Genomic DNA, 16,545 nt, shown 5'->3' with positions numbered 1-16,545 from the left:
ATGGCTGCTGCTGTGCATCACGTCGAGATCTGGGTCCCCGACCTAACGCGGGCCCGTCAGAGCTGGGGCTGGGTCCTGAACCGGCTGGGCTGGAAGGACGGCGACGGCTGGCCCGGCGGGATGACCTGGATCGCCGCCGACGGCAGCTACGTCGTGGTCGAGCAGAGCCCGGCGATGTCGTCCGACGTCCACGACCGGCTCCGCCCCGGGATGAACCATCTCGCGCTGAACGTCGGCTCCCGCGCCGAGCTGGACGCGTTGGTCGCCGAGACCGCTGCCAACGGGTGGACCCTGATGTTCTCCGACCGGCACCCGTACGCGGGAGGACCGCAGCATTACGCCGCGTTCCTGCACAACGAGGACGGGTACGAGCTGGAGCTCGTCGCCCCCGACTAAGGCCTCGTGACTGATGCTTGAGACTACTGATGCCTGGAGTGACCACTGGGACTACTGGTGTGACACAGTTGTCCAGGTAGTAGGTGTCGCGGGGCAGAGGTGGAAGGACGGTGCTCGTGACGGAGAAGCCTGACGGGGACAACGCTCCCCTTGTGGCTTCGCGCGGAGCGCGAGAATCTGATGCAGTGCGGGTGGCGCAAAGTACGGAAGCTGTACCTGAGCTTCTGGAAGCGCGGATCCGCGGTCTCCAGCACGCATTGGCGCAGTTGCTGGAGCATGCGCGGCGGCTGACCCAGGGCGAACATCAGCGGGCTGTGCAGCTGCACCGTCAGCTCCAGGAGCAGACTGCGATCGCCCGGCGCGAGTCGCGGGCGCAGGTCGATGCCGTCACGAACGAGGCGCTGGCGGTGGCACAGCCAAGGGCGCGCGTACTCGCGCACCAGTTGGCGCCCGGGCTGGCCTCGATCCCGCCGAACGACGCCCGGTGGACCTCCGAGCAGTTCGTCGGTAGAGGTGTCGAGCCGTACGTCCGGATCGGCGAGGTCGGCGACCACGTGCCGGTCGCCGTACCGCTGCTGCGGACGAACGGCTGGAAGGTGACCGCGGACCGCAACGAGGCCGCGCGCAGACTGCTGCAGAGCACCGCGCTGAGGCTGGTCGCGGCCGCTGAGCCGTTCCGGTTGCGGATCGACGCGTTCGACCCGAAGCTGACCGGGACCATGGGTCTGCTCGGTCACCTGACCACGAAGTACCCGCAATTGGTGCCTAGGGCAACACACACCGCGGAGCAGTTGCACGCGGTGCTGTCGGGGCTGGTCGACGTGTCGTCGATGCGGGCGAGCCGGCAGGCACAGCTCGGGCACAAGCGGTTCGAGGACCTGATCCGGGAGACCGGCCGCGTCACCGACCCGTACCGGGTGGTCGTGCTGTTCGACTACCCCTCGGGGATCGACCAGCTCGCGCAGCGCGACCTGCTGCGGCTGGCCGCGACGGCCGGCGAGCGGGGCATCTGCTTCCTTGTCCACCACGACCCGAGCGCTCAGGCGGAGAGCGACGTCGACACCAAGCAACTGCTCGAGTTGCTGGACGCTGTGGTCATCACCGGTGAAAAGGTCGAGGCGGCGACCCTGCCGGGCGTGCATGCCAAGCTCGACGAGGCCTTCGACGCGAACCTGGCTGCCCGCGTCGGCGACGTCGTGGCGGAGAAGGCCGAGATCGCAGTCCTGCCCACCATCGACTTCAAGCGCACGCTGCCGGAGCGTGACACCTGGTGGGAGCCCGTCACGGACGAGATCGGCACAGTGATCGGGTACGACGATCGCACGCCGGCGCTGGTGCGGTTGCGCAGCGGGAACCCCGCCCTGCCGCACGTACTGGTCGGCGGCGCGGTCGGTCAAGGTAAGTCGAACCTGCTGCTCGTGCTGATCCACGGACTGGCCGCGCGGTACGACCCGGCCGATCTGGAGATGTACCTGCTCGACTTCAAGCACGGTGTGGAGTTCTCCGCGCTCGGTCCGGCGGGGGAGCGTGAGCACTGGCTGCCGCATGTGCGGGTGCTGGGGATCCACAGCGACCGAGCGTTCGGTCTCGCTGTACTGCGACACCTGTCTGACGAGCTCGCGCGCCGGAGCGAGATCTTCAAGTCGCATGGCAACGTTGCGGACATCGCAGAGCTGGCTCCCGGCCCGGACCGGCCCCCGCGGATCCTGGTGGTGCTTGACGAGTTCCAGGTGCTGCTGGAGGACGACGACGAACTGGCGGACGAGGCAGCCAAACTGCTGGAGCGCCTGGTGCGGCTGGGCCGCGCGTACGGCGTACATGTTGTGCTGGCGACGCAGACGATCGAGGGGGTCAAGCGGCTGTCGACACGGCGGGACTCGATCTTCGGCCAGGTGCCGTACCGGATCGCGCTGAAGACCACTCCGGCCGACTCGCAGGCGATTCTGCGCAGTGGGAACACTGCAGCGGCCGCACTGCAGTTCCGCGGCGAGGCCGTACTGAACGCAAACTTCGGTTCACCCGACGACAACCAGCATGTGCTGGTCAGCTTCGCCGACAAGCCCCAACTGGACGACTTGCGGCGTGAGCTGTGGACTCGAGCCGGTACGGCGGCGCGTCCGCCGCGAGTGTTCCATTTGGCGGAGCCTGCTCGGTTGGCGGACACGGCTGCGGCGGTGAAGCCCGAGCTGGGGCGGCCGTGGACCGGTCTGCCGATCGCAGTCACCGAAGAGCCTGTGCAGCTGGACGTGCGGCCCGAAGCAGGGGCCGGACTGGCGATCCTTGGCGACGGGCCGGCGGATGCCCTCGGAGTGCTGACCGGGTTGGCGCTGTCGGTGGCAGGAGCCGCTGTGGAGCCGCCGCGGTTCGTCTTCCTGGACGGCACCGACTCGCTGCCGTCCGTAGCGGAGGGCAAGGACGCACTGGTGCAGGCCCTGCGGCTGCTCGGCTGTGACGTGGAGACTGTCGACAAGCATGACGACATCGGTCCGCGGATCTTCGCGCTACGCGATGCACTGCGGAACGGTCAGCTCGGTGGCTCGACGTACCTGCTCGGCTTCGGCCTCCACTCCGTGCCGCGGATGCAGCTGCACGTCGAAGGCGCCTTCGAGAGCCCAGCGCATGCGCTGCAGGACATCGTGCGGGACGGCCCGGCGCAGGGACTCGTCACCTTCGGCTGGTGGAACCGGCTGCGGGTCTGCACCGAGCAGCTCGGATTCCACAACGGCAACCTCGAGACATTCCTGTTCCTGCGGCATCCGATCGACGGCGTCCGCACAGTGTGTGGGTCGTTCGTGCGGTGGGCCTCCGAGCCGCACCGGGCGCTCCTGTGGGACGGGCTGCATCCTGAGGCGCAGGTCGTCGTACCGTTCGCCGCACTGCGGTCGGACGAGGTAGAGCGGGTCGTGGAGCTGATGCGGCGATGAAGAAGGAAGCGGATCAGTGGGCGGAGTACGCAAGCGCCCTGCGGACCGTCGCAGGCGCCCGTACGGATGCGCAGCAGGCACAGGACCGGTTGACCGCCACCAAGTCCCGTGCGGAGGCCACAGCGCAGGCTGCGGCCCTTGCGATGGCAGAGCGCGGCCAGCAGGTCGAGAAGCGGCTGAACGACCTCGCTGAGAAGGCGGCGGTCAGTCTGCAGCGCGCTGGGCTCCCGGCCGACGGGCGCCGGGTGAACATCCCGTCCCCGGAGATCCGCGGTCTGAGTGACCTGGAGTCCGCTGCGGCTCGGCTGACCAAGCAGTTGGGTGAGGCGGTCGACCAGCTCGAAGCTGTCCGATCGGAGGGGCGTGCGCTCCAGGAGCGGCGCAAGCGTCGTACGATCAGCGCCGTCCTGACGCTGGTCGGGTTCGTGCTGGTGTGGATCACCGCGTCGTTCCTGGCCGGTGTCGAGGCGGCGGCGATCGGTACGGTCACCATGCTGGCCGCATCACGGATGCTCGGCTTGCCCAGGCTGCCGGGCGCCCGGTGGTGGGGCTGGGGCGGGGCAGGCGTGGTCATCGTCGCGATGGCGGCCGGACTGCCCTGGTGGCTTGCGATCCTGGTACCGGTGGTCGTGGCCGGTACGGCGATCGTGCTGCCGAAAAAGCGCAACTGACATAGGAGTGGGTTCAGGTGTCCGACGTACAGCGGCTCAAGGAACAGCTGTTTCAGGTCTCGATGGAGGCCAAGCAGGCAGCGGGCGGGCTGGCCGGCTTCAAGCTGCGGTTCACCCAGCACAGCCAGCAGGTCGAGAGTCTGATCGCCGGTACGGCGACCGGCGTCGACCGGGACATCGCGGAGATCCTGGACGCGGCGGGTAAGGCGGTGGCGCAGGCAGCCGAGGCCCTGGAGATCGCCTCGGCCGGATGCAAGAGCTACGCCGACCAGATCTGACCTCCCATGCCGTCGGAGCTGCAGCGGGTGGCGCGTGGGCTGGTCGAGTGCCTCGACGAAGTACCGCAGGTCCTGCATCACCTGCAGCGCACGGCCGTCCGCTGCCGGGAGAACGCGGCCACGGCGGCGCAGGGCGGTGCGACGGTCGCCGCACACCAGTTGGACGCCGCCGCGCGCGCATGTGATGCGGCTGCGCACTACCTGTCGATGGCACCGCCGAAGGCGCGCGCGTGGGCCGACCGGCTGGTCGGCGGTGGTTCCGGCACCAAGCGCCCGTCGTCGGACTCAGCTGACCGCAATCGCACTACGGGCGGCACCGGCGACGTACCCGAACGCGACGCCCGCGGCCGCACCAAGCGCCTCACCGCCACCTTCGAGGACGTGGAAGTTGCCGAAGACAACGAACCCCCGCTGATCACGGTCGCCCGCAAAGCCTTCGAGAAGTTCCGCAAGGACCACGAGAAGGACGACGAGCAGAACCCCAACCCCGAAGAACCTCTCGAGGTCGAGATCATCGTCACCGAGACCGGCGAGTTCGAGATCGAGGAAAAGACCGAGAAGGAAGAAAAGGAAGAGGAGAAACGCAACGAACGCCTCCTCGCCGACCACGAATTCCTGATCGACCTCGAAGAACCGATCAAGAATCTCCTCGAAGCGATGGCCGAGTCCGCCGAGGAAACCTGGGACCACGCCACCTTCGTCATCACCGCCAGCACCATCGAAGCCACCTTCGACTACCCCGAAGACGAGAAACCTCAGCCGATAGTCGTCGACATCAACCTCCCGCCGCTGCAGGCCGTCGTACCGGAGTTTGACCCGGCGTTCGACCTGCGGCCCCTAGAGTTCGACTTCGCACCGGGTGTGCACGATCCGCAGGGGAAGTTCGAGCCGAAGGAGCGATACCTCGCCGAACGGCTTGTCGAGGAAGGGTGGCGCGTAGATGCCCGTCCCCAGGATTACGCGGTGAAGGGGAGGGCAAATCCTGATGCCACTCTTCGTCGCCATCGCGCCGACGATGGCCACGTTGTCGAGTTCAAGACCCTGCGGGAGGAGTCGACGACGGCGGTGAAACGCAGCATCCACACCGCGCTCAAGCAACTGAAGGAGATCGACTCCGGCGGCGAGGTATTCATCGACGGCCGGGCGGTCGAGCTGCGGGAGGCGATCGCCGAGCAGGGCTTCCGGCGGGCCTGCGGTCAGCCCGGCACCTCCGTCTGGGGACCGATCCATGTCATTCTCGGTGACGGTCGCATCGTCACCTGGACAAAGGAGCAGTGATGTCATCGGACGACAACGTCTTTCTCGACGCCACAGTCGAGGACGTCGCGGCCTGGCTGCTGTCGGCCCTCGGGGCGACACCGGCCGAGGACTCGTCGCTGGATGTGGGGGAGCGGCTCTTCGTCGTGAATGCGGTTACGGTCGATCGCCAATTGGCGCTCCTGCTGGCGCCGAACGACTACGGGGATGTCGACCCGGAGCCTGAGGACATCTCGGCGATCGACAACTACGCCGCTGACCTGCATGTGCGGCTGATCGGGCCGAAGGAGGAGGACGACCAGCGTCGCGAGTGCCGGGCGATCTTCGACCGCCTTGTGGCAGCTCACCCGGAGGTTCCCATGCTCCTCGTGGAGAACCTTTCGAGGCTCAGCGCTGCTCATCTCCCCGAAGCCGGCACCCACGTGTTCGAGGAATCCATCAGCCCGGACTACCCACACTTGGAGATCTGGCGTCCCTGGGTCCGCGGCTTTGCGTGATGTCGGACGTTGACAGTGTGTGCCTGGCGGTTCCCGAATCGCCGGCAGAGGTCGCCGCGTGGGTGGTGGATGACATCGGCGCCGAGATGCTGGCTGCCGAGGGAAATATCGTGCGACTGCGGGTTCGTGGGGTGACCGTCGACGACTGGCTCGGTCTGGTGGTGCAGCCGAACGGGTTCGTCGAGGTGGATCCGGAACCGGGTGAGGCTCAGGCGGTGGATGCGTACGGTATCGAGGTCCAGGTGCGCGGCGGTGGGGTTGCCCTTCGAGCCGAGGCCGATCTGATCTTTCAGAAGCTGGTCGACCGGCGGCCGACCGTACCGATGCTTCTGCTGACCAACCTGGACACGCTGGTTGCTGCTCATTTGCCTGCGGCCGGTACGCACTTCTTCGAGGGCTCCATCAGCCAGGACGAACCAGACCTGGACAAGTGGCGTCCCTGGGTGGTCGCTCGGTCCGATGGCCGATAGCGACGAGATCTTCCTGGCGCTCGACGGGGAGCTTGAGGCGTCTGCCGAGCGGATTGCCGAGGTGCTCGGGCTGGAGCCGAACGGTGGGTTTCTGGACTGGTCGAGGGAGTGGTCGTACACGCTCGGGGCACGGTCGTTCGACGGCAAGATCGGGGTCTATATCGGGCTCAACGATTTCCTGCCGGAGCCGGGTGAGGCGCAGGCGATGGACGGGTACGCGGTGGCGGTCGACGTACAGGTGCGTCATCGCAAGGATGCCCAGGAGGCGGAGACGCGCGGGGTGTTCGAGGCGCTGATTGCTGGATTTCCGGAGGCGCCGACGTTGCTGTCGCACAACGTTACGCACCTGGTTGCGGCCTACCTTCCGGGGGCCGGCACCTTCACCTTTGCTCCCCGCACGACGCTGGATGACCCCGATATCGACGTCTGGAAGCCCTGGGTTATCGGTGGCTGATCTGTTCGAAGAAACATTCGAACGGGGTGGCTGAGAAAGATTTGCGGAATCGCGTCATGAAGCTGTGTGGGGTCCGTCACTACGAGTGAACCCATCCCCACAGGGAAGTGGAAGTGATCGACGTGAACCGTAGGTCTGTTGAGCCGCTGATGGGAACAACCATGACGCGCCGGGTGCATTGAGGTGGCCGGCGTGGATGGTTCTGAACGTTGCCGCGTACGGGTGTGGTTCGGGGACCATGTCGTCGCGGATTACAGTGCCGAGGCCGAGTTGGCCGCGAGGTATGCGGAGGCGATGTCCCGGCGGTTCGCCGGGTTGAAGGTGACGAGTGAGCCGATTCCGGTGACCGATCCGAGTCAGTACCGGTCGTTGCCGGGGGAGCGGTTGTGGGAGGTTGCGCCGAAATGAGCTCTCGCCGTTTTCGGCTGATTCGCCATCACGACGTGTCGGGGGTGAGCGGGGTCGGGCCGGTTGCCGAGGGGGTGCAGTTCACCGACGGGTCGGTGGCACTGCGCTGGTACGGCGACTATCCGACCACGACCGTGTGGGACGGGATCGAGTCCGTCGTCGCGATCCACGGGCATGGCGGAGCCACTGAGGTCGAGTGGATCGACGCCGACACGGGTCCTGATCCCGGACCGACGCTGCCGCCGCGCGAGACGCTGGCTGCGCGGCCGTGGCCGGACCTGCACTCCGCGCCGGAGCCGGCGGACCCTGACCCGCTGCACCACGAGCGCGACCACGGTGCCGCGCCGCCAGGCGGTTGGACGTCGCACCGAGTCTTCCGTTGAGTTAACACAGCCGTTGAGTTAACACCCACATGCCGGTCCGGATCCGGCGCCGCGGACCCGGACCGATGCGACCGCTGATGCCGAATCCTTTCCGGCATGAGCGCCGCCTCCCCTGTCTCGGGCCCAGCCGAATGCGAGTCCGGCTGGGCCCGAGTACTCAACGGCCGTACTTCTACCGGAAGTCGGTCGCCTGTACGAGGTCCAGGTCGTGGAACGTCGCCGGCCCGTCGCACAGCTCCATCAGTGCGGCGGCGAACTCACCTGTGTCGGGACGCGCGGAGTTCGCCATCGCCTCCTCGTACGACGCGAACTCGACGACCGCGACGTAGCGGCCGTCGTCGTTGCGGTCCGAACACCAGACGGAGCGGACCGGCCTCGGACCGTCACCATCCGCCTCACGCTTGCCGCGGTACTCCTCCGCGAGCGCTGTCACCTCGTCCGGTCTCGACGTCCGGTACTCGATGATCTGAACAAATCCAGCCATTTCGGCCCCCTTGCCCGAGGCATCCGTTGCGGATGCCACCCACTTCGACAGTGCTCCTGGTGCGGCACTTGGGCAAGCGTTCGCGGCATCGGGAACGAGCGACGCCGCACACCCGGTGAGGACGTCTGCTGCTGGCTAAGGGGGTTGGGGTCGGGAGCGAGGCCTGGTTTGCTTACCTGCATGGAGATTCTGGTGCTTGGTGGGACTGCTTGGTTGGGTCGGGAGATCGCGGCGCAGGCCGTGGCGCGGGGGCATGCGGTGACGTGTGTGGCGCGGGGTGAGAGTGGTGCGGTGGCCGAGGGTGCCGAGCTGGTCGCCGTCGACCGCAGCCAACCGGACGGGTACGGCGCTGTGCCGGAGCGGGACTGGGATGCCGTGTTCGAGGTGTCATGGCAGCCAGGGTTTGTACGGGGAGCACTGGCGGCGTTCGGGGCGCGGGCCAAGCACTGGACGTACGTGTCGTCGGGGAGTGCATATGCGAAGTTCGATAGGCCGGGAGCGGACGAGAGCGCGGCGTTGCGGGCACCGTCTGAGGGGGACTCTGCCGACCGGGAGCAGTACGGCGAGGCCAAGGTCGCCTGCGAGTTGGCGTCGGTAGAGGCGGTGGGAGATCGCCTGGTGATCGCACGGGCCGGTCTGATCGGAGGTCCGGGCGACGGAAGCGATCGCGCGGGCGCATGGGTCGCGCGGGCCGCTCAGGCGCCGTCGGAGCCGATGCTGGTGCCCGATTCACCAGACGCGGCCACGGCGGTGATCGACGTACGGGATCTGGCCGGCTGGTTGCTCGACTGCGCCACCGAGGGCCGGACCGGGACGTTCGACGCGGTCGGCCCGGTGGTCCCATTCGGCGAGTGGATCGAGCTCGCCCGTGAGGTGGGCGGTCACACCGGGCCCGTGAGCAAGGCGAAGGCGGAGTGGCTTGAGGAGCAAGAGGTCGAGCAGTACATGGGTCCGGAGTCCCTGACGATGTGGATGTCCGACCCGGAGTACGCCGGTTGGTCCAACCGAAGTGGGGCTGCGGCTGCAGCGGCCGGGCTGGTGCACCGGCCGCGCAGGCAGTTCCTGGTCGACACCCTCGCCTGGGAGCGTGAGCTGGGGCTGGATCGCGAGCGCCGCGCCGGACTGAGCCTCAGCAGAGAGCGGGAGTTGATTGCAGCGCTGGAGCAGTAGAGGGTTGCGGGATGCGGCTAGTGCTGATTTCGGACACCCATCTGCCGGTGCGAGCGAAGCGGCTCCCCGATGCGGTGTGGGAGGCGGTTGACAGCGCCGACGTGGTGATCCACGCCGGAGACTGGGTGAATGTCGCACTACTCGACGAGCTGGAGGCGCGGGCCGCCAGACTGGTCGGGTGCTGGGGTAACAACGACGGCGACGAGCTACGAGCCCGGTTGCCGGAGGTGGCGCGGGTGACGCTCGACGGGCTCGCGGTGGCGGTCGTGCACGAGACCGGTACGGCGAAGGGCCGCGAGGAGCGCTGTGAGACGGCGTACCCGGGTGTCGATCTACTGGTCTTCGGCCACAGCCACATCCCGTGGGACACGACCACCGCGGGCGGGCTGCGGCTGCTGAATCCCGGCTCACCAACGGATCGGCGCCGGCAGCCGTACTGCACGTTCCAGACCGCCACGATCACGGCCGGCCAGCTAAAAGATGTTGCCTTGCACAACCTTTAGTCCCGGCCCGGCGTACGATCGGGACATGGCTTCGGCCGGGCGCGGAGGGGTGTCGCCGTACCACCGAGTTACGGCGTCCTCGCGCCCGGCCGAGCGTCCTACTGTGCGACCTACTGGGGCCGGGGCCCGTTGATCAGGCGCGGGCGGCTTGTTTCACACGGTCCTTGAGCCGGTCCCGCACCTCGTCCGGCGTGTAGGCGCGACGCTTCCGCTCGCCCCGTGCAATCACTACGCCCGTTGCGGCCACGCCGACGAGCCCCGCAAGTCCTACGACCTTCCATACCTTCATGGCGACTAATCTAACGACGTGGAGAGCCGGATCTCACTGGATGACGCTACGGAACTGACACGAACAGGTGACATTTGGCTGTTTCGTGGGGACAGTGCCGCCGATCGTGCAATCCAGACACTGACCAACAGCCCCGTCAACCATGTCGGGATGGCGGTCGTTCTCGATGACATGCCACCGCTGATGTGGCATGCGGAGCTCGGGCGGTCGCTGGAGGACATGTGGACCGGCAAGCATCAGCGTGGTGTGCAGCTGCACGACCTGCGGGATGCGGTGACGGTGTGGGCGCGCAGGTACGGTCAGCGCGGCTGGCTGCGCCAGCTGGATCACCCGGTCACGGCCGACATGGAAGACGCCGTACTGCGGACTGTCGCGCGCCTGGACGGTACGCCGTTCCCCTCGACCGCCCGACTGGCATCGCGCTGGGTGCGCGGCCGGGTTCCGGCGCTGAAGCGCGGTCGGCGCGAGCTCGAGTTGGAGTTCGCGTACTGCGCCGAGGTCGTCGCGGTCACGTATGAGGAGATGGGTCTGCTGACGCCGGGCCGGAGCCCGAACTGGTACGACCCGGGCCGCTTCTGGAGTGGTGACGAACTCGAGCTGATGCACGGTGCGAAACTCGGCGCCGAGATCGCCGTCGACGTGCCGCTGGAGTAGGCGATCAGAAATTGTCGGTGGGCTGTGATTGGCTTGCTGTGGGTCGGAAACCGAGTTCGAGGAGGCCCGCCATGTATGCCGTGATCGACACCGAGACGACCGGTTTGCTGCCGAGCCGGCGGCACCGGGTGATTGAGATTGCTGTCGTCCTGCTGGACGCCCGCGGACAGGTCGAGGACGAGTGGGTGACGCTGCTGAATCCGCAGCGCGACCTGGGACCTCAACACATCCATGGGATCCGGACGGCGGATGTGCTGGGTGCGCCGGAGTTCGTTGCCGTGGCGCGGCAGTTGAGTGAGCTGCTGGCCGGGCGGATGGTGGTCGGGCACAACGTCGAGTTCGACCTCGGCTTCCTGCGGGCGGAGTTCGCGCGGCTGGGATTCATGGTGCCGTTGATCACCGAGCGATCGATGTGCACGATGGCGCTGGCCGGGCATCTGCATCCGGGCGCGAAACGGACGCTCGGTGCGTGCTGTGAGGCGGCCGGGATCTCGATCGAAGGCTGGCACTCGGCGCTGGCCGACACCCGAGCGACAGCTGAGCTGTTTGGCCAATACCTGCAGGAGTTTCCGTCCCCGCCGCCGTGGCAGTGGGCGTATGAAGAGGTGCGCGGCTGGCGCTGGCCGGAGTTTCCGGTGCGTGAGTTCACGCCGACGGTTCGGCCCGTGCATGCCGATGGCCGGCACGGGTGGATGAGTCGACTCGTCGACCAGTTGCCGCGGGTGCCGGAGCCGCCGCAGGCCGACTCGTATCTGGCGCTGCTCGACGGCATCCTCGCGAAGCGGGAGATCACCACAACCGACGCCGATCAGCTGGTGCAGGTTGCGACAGAGCTCGGGCTGACGCGGTTGGAGGTCAAGGATCTCCACTGTGACTACGTTTCCGGGCTTGCCGAGGGCTTGTGGGCAGCCGGTGCGGTGACGCCGGAGCGGCGCAGCGACCTCGACCAGGTCGCGGTGATGCTGGGCTACCTGGAGTCCGATGTCGACGAGGCTTTGCTAAGAGCAAGCTCCGGCCGGTACGTCGTTCCGTCCCGGCCCGGCTCGGGTGGGTTTCCGCCGGGGAGCACGCTGGTGTTCACCGGCGACATGATCGAACCGCGCGAGGTGTGGTGGGACCGTGCCGTCGCGGCCGGGTTCGCCCCGCAGGAATTTGTGCGGCCGGACACGACGTTCGTGGTGGCGGCCGACCCGGACAGCCTGTCGGTGAAGGCACGCGTGGCCCGGGAGTACCGGATACCGATTGTCTCGGTGGATGCGTTCCGGCGGCTACTGCCGCCGGACGAGCTCCAGCAGCACGCGAGTTAGGGTGCGAGCGTGGACATTGCTGAGCTGGGGACGCGGGTTTATCAGACTGCCCATTTGACCGGCGAGTTCCTGCTCCGGTCAGGACAGACAACAGGGGAGTACTTCGACAAGTACCGGTTCGAGGCCGACCCGGTGCTACTCGACGAGCTCGCCGCCGCGATGGTCGCACTAGTGCCTGCCGATACCGAAGTGCTCGCCGGGCTGGAGATGGGCGGCATCCCAGTGGTGACTGCGCTCAGTCGTCATACAGGGTTGCCGTGCGCGTTCGTCCGCAAGAAGGCGAAGGAGTACGGCACCCGCCGCCTGGCCGAAGGCGCGGACGTCGCGGGTCGGCGAGTGACGATCGTCGAGGACGTGGTGACGACGGGCGGTCAGATCGTCCTGTCCACCCAGGATCTCCGCGCAGCAGGCGCCGAGATCAACCACGCCGTCTGTGTCATCAACCGCAACCCCACCACCCCCGACCCGCTGACCGAAGCCGGGCTCACCCTGCACGCACTCCTTACGCCCGCCGACCTCAAGGCCTGATCCCGGAAAGTCTGAAGACTTTCTGAAGGCTGTCAGAAGGTCCCTCCGCAGGATGGCTCCCAGTGATCCATATGACTGGGGGAGATTGCCATGCACGAGATGGTGCGAAACCGATTCGCCGCGTTCAGCGACCCGCTGGAGGGCAGCGTTGCCTGGATGTACCAGGATTCGCTCGGGCTGGTGACGGTCGGGCTCGGAAATCTGATCGATTCACCAGCCGCGGCCTGGGACACCCGTTCGTTCGGTGCGCCGTTCGTCTCCAAGCACGACCTGGTGACGGAGGCCGGCCAGGGCGAGGTCGAGGCGGAGTGGAATGCCGTCAAGAACAACCCGGGGCTGAAGGGCAACTGGCAGGCGGCGGAGAACCTGACCAGCCTGCGCCTCACCGAGGCCGGGATCGCCAACCTGGCAGCCGGAAAGCTGGACACCTTCGAGGCACATCTGCGGCAGACCGCAGAGTTCGCGGCCCTCGATCAATGGCCCGCCGATGCCCAGCTGGCCCTGTTCAGCATGAGCTGGGCGCAAGGTCCGAACTTCGGCGGCTGGCCGCGCTTCCGCGCAGCCTGCGCGGCGCAGGACTGGGCGGCTGCCGTTCAGGACTGCGGTCTGTCGAACGCCTGGCTCAGCAAACGGAACGCCGTCAACCGCGGCCTGTTCCGCAACGCCCTCTGGGCGAAGGACAACGGCGCGGACCCGGCTGAGCTCCAGCTGCAGATCCCTGGAAACCGTCCGCGCCTAGCCCTGGGCGCAACCGACGCAGACAACGCCGGTCAGGGCTTCGACACCGACGACTCGGTCAGCAGCCTGCAGCGGTTCCTGACCTATCTCGGCTACGCCTGCAGCGAGTCGGGGGAGTTCGACGGCGAGACCGACACCGCGGTCCGCAGTTTTCAGAGCAACGAGAACCAGCTCGCCGCGGCACAAGGCGGCTTCGCGGCCGACGGCATCGTCGGCGCGCTGACCTGGGCCGCACTCGGCTACGTCGTACCGCGGGCCTGACCACCACCACCTACTGGGGGAACCATGACAGAAACCATCAACGTCCGCGGCTACGACAACAACCTCGGGCAGCAGATCACCGGCCAGGCGTGGGACGCGGCGCTCGGCGAAGTCGTCTTCGTCGTCCCTGAGGTCGCCTGGCAGGGGATGAACGAGCTGCATCGGCGCAGTCTCGGTGACAGCGGGCCGTTCCAGCTGCCCGCGGTCGAAGGAATGACACCGGTCGAGGCTTTGCAGACCTATGAGAAGGCCTCCGGCTCAATCCTGGCGCAGCTGTGGGTCGACGGCCCTTCGCGCGGCAACCAGGTCGTCACCTCGATCGAGGAGTACACCAGGAACGGTGGTGAGCTGGCCGGCCTCGAAGGCGTTCTGACGTCCGCCGCGCTGACCGCCGACCGCGACGGGGGCGGCGCGGATGCGTTGCAGCTGGCCGGTGGGATGCTCAAGCAGTTCGGAGTCAGCGAGCATCTAGGCGGTGGCCGGGAGCTGGCACCGATTCTCGAAGCCGGTGGCGAGCGACTCGCGGGGCTCGGCAAGGAAGCACTCGAGAAGGCGGCCGAATCGGTCGGTGGCCGCGAAGTCGGCAATCAGTTGCGCGCCGAGCTCGACAACGTCCTGGGGCGGTCCGGCGAGGGAAACCACGGTTCGGGCGGTGGCTTCAACCTCGGCCAGGTCATCGTCGGCGCGTTCGAAGTCGCGCTCGGTGGCGTGGTCGCCGCGGCTTTCCCCACGGCAGGTGGAGCGATCATCCACGACGGCGGAACCCAGATCGTGGAGGGTCTTGGCCAAGGCCGGCACGGCAGCGACACCCCGGCAGGGACCGAGCATGCACCCGGTGTTCGGGCCGTTGAAACTCACTACGAGAAAGAGACGGTCACCATCGAGAAGCCGGATGGGACCAAGGAAACCAAGATCAAGGAGAGCTACCACACGAGCAGCATCAGCACCGAGACCCGGCCCAAGGGTGGTGGCGGCGAGACCAAGTGCTGGGACGAGGCAGGCGGCGGATTCGACCCGGTCACCGGCGAGCCGATCCCGGTCAACCCGTGCGCGATCATCATGTGCCAGCCGCTCGACGGCGAGTTCGATCCGACCGAGATCTCCGGACCGCACCGCCGCGGTGACCGCGGCCTCGAAGGCTTCGGCCCGTATGTCGCGCTCGAGGAACTCATCTCGGCCGACCCCGGACCGGCCGGTGTGGTCGATGTGGACCAGCTCTTCGCCGACTGGACGCTGACGGCCGACGGGGCGTTCGAGCCACCGATCATGATCGCCAACGCGCCCTTCGATCCGGGCGCCGAGGTCGAGAACCAAATTATCCTGACCACGCCTGGCGCACTGCGCGGTGACCGCGCCGCAGCGCACGACATCGATCGCGCCATCTACACCGTCCGCGGCCGACGTGGGCGCGTTGCGATCGCCAAACCTGCCGGCATCACGGGCACCGAGCTCTTGCGGGCGGCGACGCTCGAGATCAACCATCCGACGATGACGCTGATCATCGGCGGCCGCGGAACGATCCGGATCCCGCTGGGGCCCTGAAGCGTCAGTCGGCTGCTTCGATTTCGAAGCGGAGCTGTTTGCCCGACCGGATGCGCTCGACTGCGGCCAGGCAGGCGGGCTCGCTCATGTGGACGCCGATCTCGGCGAGCTTGTGGAGCAGGACGCGGGCGGCGTCCTCGGCGGAGCGGGCGCTGGACTCGTTGATCGCCTCGATGGTGGTGGCGGTGAGTCGCTCGCGGATGTCCGGGTGTGCCTCGTGAATATCGTGGGTGATCCTGAACTCCGTCATGCGACCAGATTAGATCAGGTGAGGACCCGGTTGACGAACGAGTCGAGGCGGGTGCTGAGGCGCTCGATGCGGAGTTCGGGGGCAATGGTCTCGCCTTGGGGGACCTCGGGGTCGCGGAGGCTGCGGAGGTAGAGGGAACAGGCCAGGTCGGCGCAGATGTAGGTGCCGACGGTGTTGCCGTCGCGACCGGCAGTGCCGGCTCGGCGGGCGGCGAAGAGGGCGACGTTGGTGATCTGGTGGGCGGTGTTGCAGAGGTCGCAGAGACCGGTGCCGCGGCGCGGCTTGCCGGCTGCCGCTTGGGTGGTGAGGGCGATGCTGGTGACGCCGCCGGCCCGCCGTACGACGAGGTAGCCGCGGTTCGGGGCTTTCGGGTCCCGCCAGCCGAGGAAGTCGAGCGACTCCCAAGGGAGTTCGGTGAACCCTCGGGGCGGGGTCATTGCCTTCACCAGGCTCCTCGTCGAGTTGACGAACGAGCCTCTGATTTCGTCGATCGTGAGCGGTTCCACCGGGCCATCAGACCCGGCGAGGCGGCCGCGGCGCAACCGAAATACCGGGATGGTTGCCTAAGGCATCAGTGGTCCAGGTAGCCGGTCCGGCGGTTCTCGTCGTGGTTGCGCAGGTCGACGCCGAAGTCGACCCACGCCTTGAGCCGCATCAGGATCGCGACGTCGTCACTGAGGTGCGGGCCGGTCACGCCGCTCACCGTGAGATCGGTCCCACCGGTCTCGCTGGGGGCGAGGTCGAAGGTGAGGAGGCGGCCGGATTCCCAGCTGATCCGGTACCGGCGGTCCAGGGTCGCTTCCTCGATCCGGACGTCGGCGGTGTCGCCGCCGGGCGCGGTGAAATGGATCGTCGCGTCGGTCTCGGGGGCATCGGCCCAGTACCGCGAGCGGCCACCCGGCGTACTGAGAGCGCGGTAGACGTCACTCGGGCCGGACTTGAAGTGGAGTTTCCAGGTGGGCAAACCGGAACACCTTTCGCTTGTCGACGAGACCAGATTAGTGCCGTTGTGTGGCGGTGCGGTCACGATTGGCGTGGCCACGTTCGGCGCGCGATTCACTTGGGAACACTTGACTCCAAG

The 16,545-nt window shown here is 67.4% G+C and carries 22 protein-coding genes; 17 read left to right on the top strand and 5 right to left on the bottom strand.

Features of this window, described 5'->3' with window-relative positions:
• The 10 genes from E1263_RS14565 to E1263_RS14520 all read left to right on the top strand — a co-directional run bounded on the left by E1263_RS14565 (nt 1) and on the right by E1263_RS14520 (nt 7,738).
• Complete coding sequence (locus tag E1263_RS14565; protein WP_132167826.1) at nt 1–396, top strand: VOC family protein; 396 nt, start codon at nt 1–3, stop codon at nt 394–396.
• 191 nt (nt 397–587) lie between these two features.
• The gene (locus E1263_RS14560; protein ID WP_132167825.1) at nt 588–3,320 is read left to right on the top strand and encodes an FtsK/SpoIIIE domain-containing protein; all 2,733 of its coding nucleotides are present in this window, start codon (nt 588–590) and stop codon (nt 3,318–3,320) included.
• The gene (locus E1263_RS14555; RefSeq protein WP_132167824.1) at nt 3,317–3,991 is read left to right on the top strand and encodes a hypothetical protein; all 675 of its coding nucleotides are present in this window, start codon (nt 3,317–3,319) and stop codon (nt 3,989–3,991) included. The genes E1263_RS14560 and E1263_RS14555 overlap by 4 nt, the downstream gene beginning before the upstream one ends.
• A gap of 17 nt (nt 3,992–4,008) precedes the next feature.
• Entirely contained in the window at nt 4,009–4,269 is a 261-nt protein-coding gene (locus tag E1263_RS14550; protein WP_132167823.1) for a hypothetical protein, read from the top strand.
• 6 nt (nt 4,270–4,275) lie between these two features.
• Nucleotides 4,276–5,547 carry a hypothetical protein gene (locus tag E1263_RS14545; RefSeq protein ID WP_132167822.1) on the top strand — a complete coding sequence of 424 codons (1,272 nt, stop codon included), beginning with the start codon at nt 4,276–4,278 and terminating at the stop codon, nt 5,545–5,547.
• Nucleotides 5,547–6,023, top strand: a complete 477-nt coding sequence (locus E1263_RS14540; RefSeq protein WP_132167821.1) for a hypothetical protein — start codon at nt 5,547–5,549, stop codon at nt 6,021–6,023. Before E1263_RS14545 ends, E1263_RS14540 begins: the two co-directional genes overlap by 1 nt.
• Nucleotides 6,023–6,493 carry a hypothetical protein gene (locus E1263_RS14535; RefSeq protein WP_132167820.1) on the top strand — a complete coding sequence of 157 codons (471 nt, stop codon included), beginning with the start codon at nt 6,023–6,025 and terminating at the stop codon, nt 6,491–6,493. The genes E1263_RS14540 and E1263_RS14535 overlap by 1 nt, the downstream gene beginning before the upstream one ends.
• Entirely contained in the window at nt 6,483–6,947 is a 465-nt protein-coding gene (locus E1263_RS14530) for a hypothetical protein (RefSeq protein WP_132167819.1), read from the top strand. The genes E1263_RS14535 and E1263_RS14530 overlap by 11 nt, the downstream gene beginning before the upstream one ends.
• Nucleotides 6,948–7,139: 192 nt before the next feature.
• Entirely contained in the window at nt 7,140–7,355 is a 216-nt protein-coding gene (locus tag E1263_RS14525; RefSeq protein ID WP_238161243.1) for a hypothetical protein, read from the top strand.
• Nucleotides 7,352–7,738 (top strand): hypothetical protein, encoded by a 387-nt coding sequence (locus E1263_RS14520; RefSeq protein ID WP_238161242.1) that lies wholly within the window; start codon nt 7,352–7,354, stop codon nt 7,736–7,738. The genes E1263_RS14525 and E1263_RS14520 overlap by 4 nt, the downstream gene beginning before the upstream one ends.
• A gap of 172 nt (nt 7,739–7,910) precedes the next feature.
• Here the strand turns inward: E1263_RS14520 and E1263_RS14515 are convergent, their stop codons facing one another.
• Complete coding sequence (locus E1263_RS14515) at nt 7,911–8,222, bottom strand: hypothetical protein (RefSeq protein WP_132167817.1); 312 nt, start codon at nt 8,220–8,222, stop codon at nt 7,911–7,913.
• A 180-nt stretch (nt 8,223–8,402) separates the two neighbouring features.
• Here E1263_RS14515 and E1263_RS14510 point away from each other — a divergent pair, with 180 nt between their 5' ends.
• Nucleotides 8,403–9,392, top strand: coding sequence for an NAD-dependent epimerase/dehydratase family protein (locus E1263_RS14510; protein ID WP_132167816.1), 990 nt, complete (start codon nt 8,403–8,405; stop codon nt 9,390–9,392).
• An 11-nt stretch (nt 9,393–9,403) separates the two neighbouring features.
• On the top strand, nt 9,404–9,895 hold the full coding sequence (locus E1263_RS14505; protein WP_132167815.1) for a metallophosphoesterase family protein: 492 nt from the start codon (nt 9,404–9,406) through the stop codon (nt 9,893–9,895).
• A gap of 133 nt (nt 9,896–10,028) precedes the next feature.
• Here E1263_RS14505 and E1263_RS42710 read toward each other — a convergent pair whose 3' ends face one another.
• A complete protein-coding gene (locus tag E1263_RS42710; protein WP_165956611.1) occupies nt 10,029–10,184 on the bottom strand; it encodes a hypothetical protein in 156 nt (51 codons plus the stop codon).
• A gap of 150 nt (nt 10,185–10,334) precedes the next feature.
• Between E1263_RS42710 and E1263_RS14500 the strand changes: the two genes are divergently transcribed.
• The 5 genes from E1263_RS14500 (at nt 10,335) to E1263_RS14480 (ending at nt 15,214) form a co-directional block, all read left to right on the top strand.
• On the top strand, nt 10,335–10,838 hold the full coding sequence (locus tag E1263_RS14500; protein WP_238161241.1) for a hypothetical protein: 504 nt from the start codon (nt 10,335–10,337) through the stop codon (nt 10,836–10,838).
• Nucleotides 10,839–10,909: 71 nt separating this feature from the next.
• A complete protein-coding gene (locus E1263_RS14495) occupies nt 10,910–12,145 on the top strand; it encodes an exonuclease domain-containing protein (RefSeq protein ID WP_132167813.1) in 1,236 nt (411 codons plus the stop codon).
• Between the two features lie 9 nt (nt 12,146–12,154).
• Complete coding sequence (gene pyrE / locus E1263_RS14490) at nt 12,155–12,673, top strand: orotate phosphoribosyltransferase (RefSeq protein WP_132167812.1); 519 nt, start codon at nt 12,155–12,157, stop codon at nt 12,671–12,673.
• Nucleotides 12,674–12,763: 90 nt separating this feature from the next.
• Nucleotides 12,764–13,672 (top strand): peptidoglycan-binding domain-containing protein, encoded by a 909-nt coding sequence (locus tag E1263_RS14485; RefSeq protein WP_132167811.1) that lies wholly within the window; start codon nt 12,764–12,766, stop codon nt 13,670–13,672.
• A gap of 24 nt (nt 13,673–13,696) precedes the next feature.
• Nucleotides 13,697–15,214 (top strand): hypothetical protein, encoded by a 1,518-nt coding sequence (locus tag E1263_RS14480; RefSeq protein ID WP_132167810.1) that lies wholly within the window; start codon nt 13,697–13,699, stop codon nt 15,212–15,214.
• Nucleotides 15,215–15,218: 4 nt separating this feature from the next.
• Here the strand turns inward: E1263_RS14480 and E1263_RS14475 are convergent, their stop codons facing one another.
• The 3 genes from E1263_RS14475 to E1263_RS14465 all read right to left on the bottom strand — a co-directional run bounded on the left by E1263_RS14475 (nt 15,219) and on the right by E1263_RS14465 (nt 16,428).
• On the bottom strand, nt 15,219–15,464 hold the full coding sequence (locus tag E1263_RS14475; RefSeq protein WP_132167809.1) for a hypothetical protein: 246 nt from the start codon (nt 15,462–15,464) through the stop codon (nt 15,219–15,221).
• Between the two features lie 14 nt (nt 15,465–15,478).
• On the bottom strand, nt 15,479–15,970 hold the full coding sequence (locus E1263_RS14470; protein ID WP_132167808.1) for an FBP domain-containing protein: 492 nt from the start codon (nt 15,968–15,970) through the stop codon (nt 15,479–15,481).
• A gap of 65 nt (nt 15,971–16,035) precedes the next feature.
• Nucleotides 16,036–16,428, bottom strand: a complete 393-nt coding sequence (locus tag E1263_RS14465; protein ID WP_132167807.1) for an SRPBCC family protein — start codon at nt 16,426–16,428, stop codon at nt 16,036–16,038.
• Nucleotides 16,429–16,545: the final 117 nt, after the last annotated feature.

The organism is Kribbella antibiotica, assembly GCF_004349055.1.
Taxonomy (GTDB): Bacteria; Actinomycetota; Actinomycetes; order Propionibacteriales; family Kribbellaceae; genus Kribbella; species Kribbella antibiotica.
This window is presented reverse-complemented; position numbering and strand designations above follow the sequence as displayed.

Coding starts and splice junctions, on each gene's coding strand:
- E1263_RS14545 (WP_132167822.1), top strand. CDS start 4,276: ATGCCGTCGGAGCTGCAGCGGGTGGCGCGTGGGCTGGTCGAGTGCCTC.
- E1263_RS14500 (WP_238161241.1), top strand. CDS start 10,335: ATGGCGGTCGTTCTCGATGACATGCCACCGCTGATGTGGCATGCGGAG.
- E1263_RS14540 (WP_132167821.1), top strand. CDS start 5,547: ATGTCATCGGACGACAACGTCTTTCTCGACGCCACAGTCGAGGACGTC.
- E1263_RS14530 (WP_132167819.1), top strand. CDS start 6,483: ATGGCCGATAGCGACGAGATCTTCCTGGCGCTCGACGGGGAGCTTGAG.
- E1263_RS42710 (WP_165956611.1), bottom strand. CDS start 10,184: ATGAAGGTATGGAAGGTCGTAGGACTTGCGGGGCTCGTCGGCGTGGCC.
- E1263_RS14485 (WP_132167811.1), top strand. CDS start 12,764: ATGCACGAGATGGTGCGAAACCGATTCGCCGCGTTCAGCGACCCGCTG.
- E1263_RS14475 (WP_132167809.1), bottom strand. CDS start 15,464: ATGACGGAGTTCAGGATCACCCACGATATTCACGAGGCACACCCGGAC.
- E1263_RS14505 (WP_132167815.1), top strand. CDS start 9,404: ATGCGGCTAGTGCTGATTTCGGACACCCATCTGCCGGTGCGAGCGAAG.
- E1263_RS14565 (WP_132167826.1), top strand. CDS start 1: ATGGCTGCTGCTGTGCATCACGTCGAGATCTGGGTCCCCGACCTAACG.
- E1263_RS14510 (WP_132167816.1), top strand. CDS start 8,403: ATGGAGATTCTGGTGCTTGGTGGGACTGCTTGGTTGGGTCGGGAGATC.
- E1263_RS14520 (WP_238161242.1), top strand. CDS start 7,352: ATGAGCTCTCGCCGTTTTCGGCTGATTCGCCATCACGACGTGTCGGGG.
- E1263_RS14495 (WP_132167813.1), top strand. CDS start 10,910: ATGTATGCCGTGATCGACACCGAGACGACCGGTTTGCTGCCGAGCCGG.
- E1263_RS14555 (WP_132167824.1), top strand. CDS start 3,317: ATGAAGAAGGAAGCGGATCAGTGGGCGGAGTACGCAAGCGCCCTGCGG.
- E1263_RS14480 (WP_132167810.1), top strand. CDS start 13,697: ATGACAGAAACCATCAACGTCCGCGGCTACGACAACAACCTCGGGCAG.
- E1263_RS14535 (WP_132167820.1), top strand. CDS start 6,023: ATGTCGGACGTTGACAGTGTGTGCCTGGCGGTTCCCGAATCGCCGGCA.
- E1263_RS14515 (WP_132167817.1), bottom strand. CDS start 8,222: ATGGCTGGATTTGTTCAGATCATCGAGTACCGGACGTCGAGACCGGAC.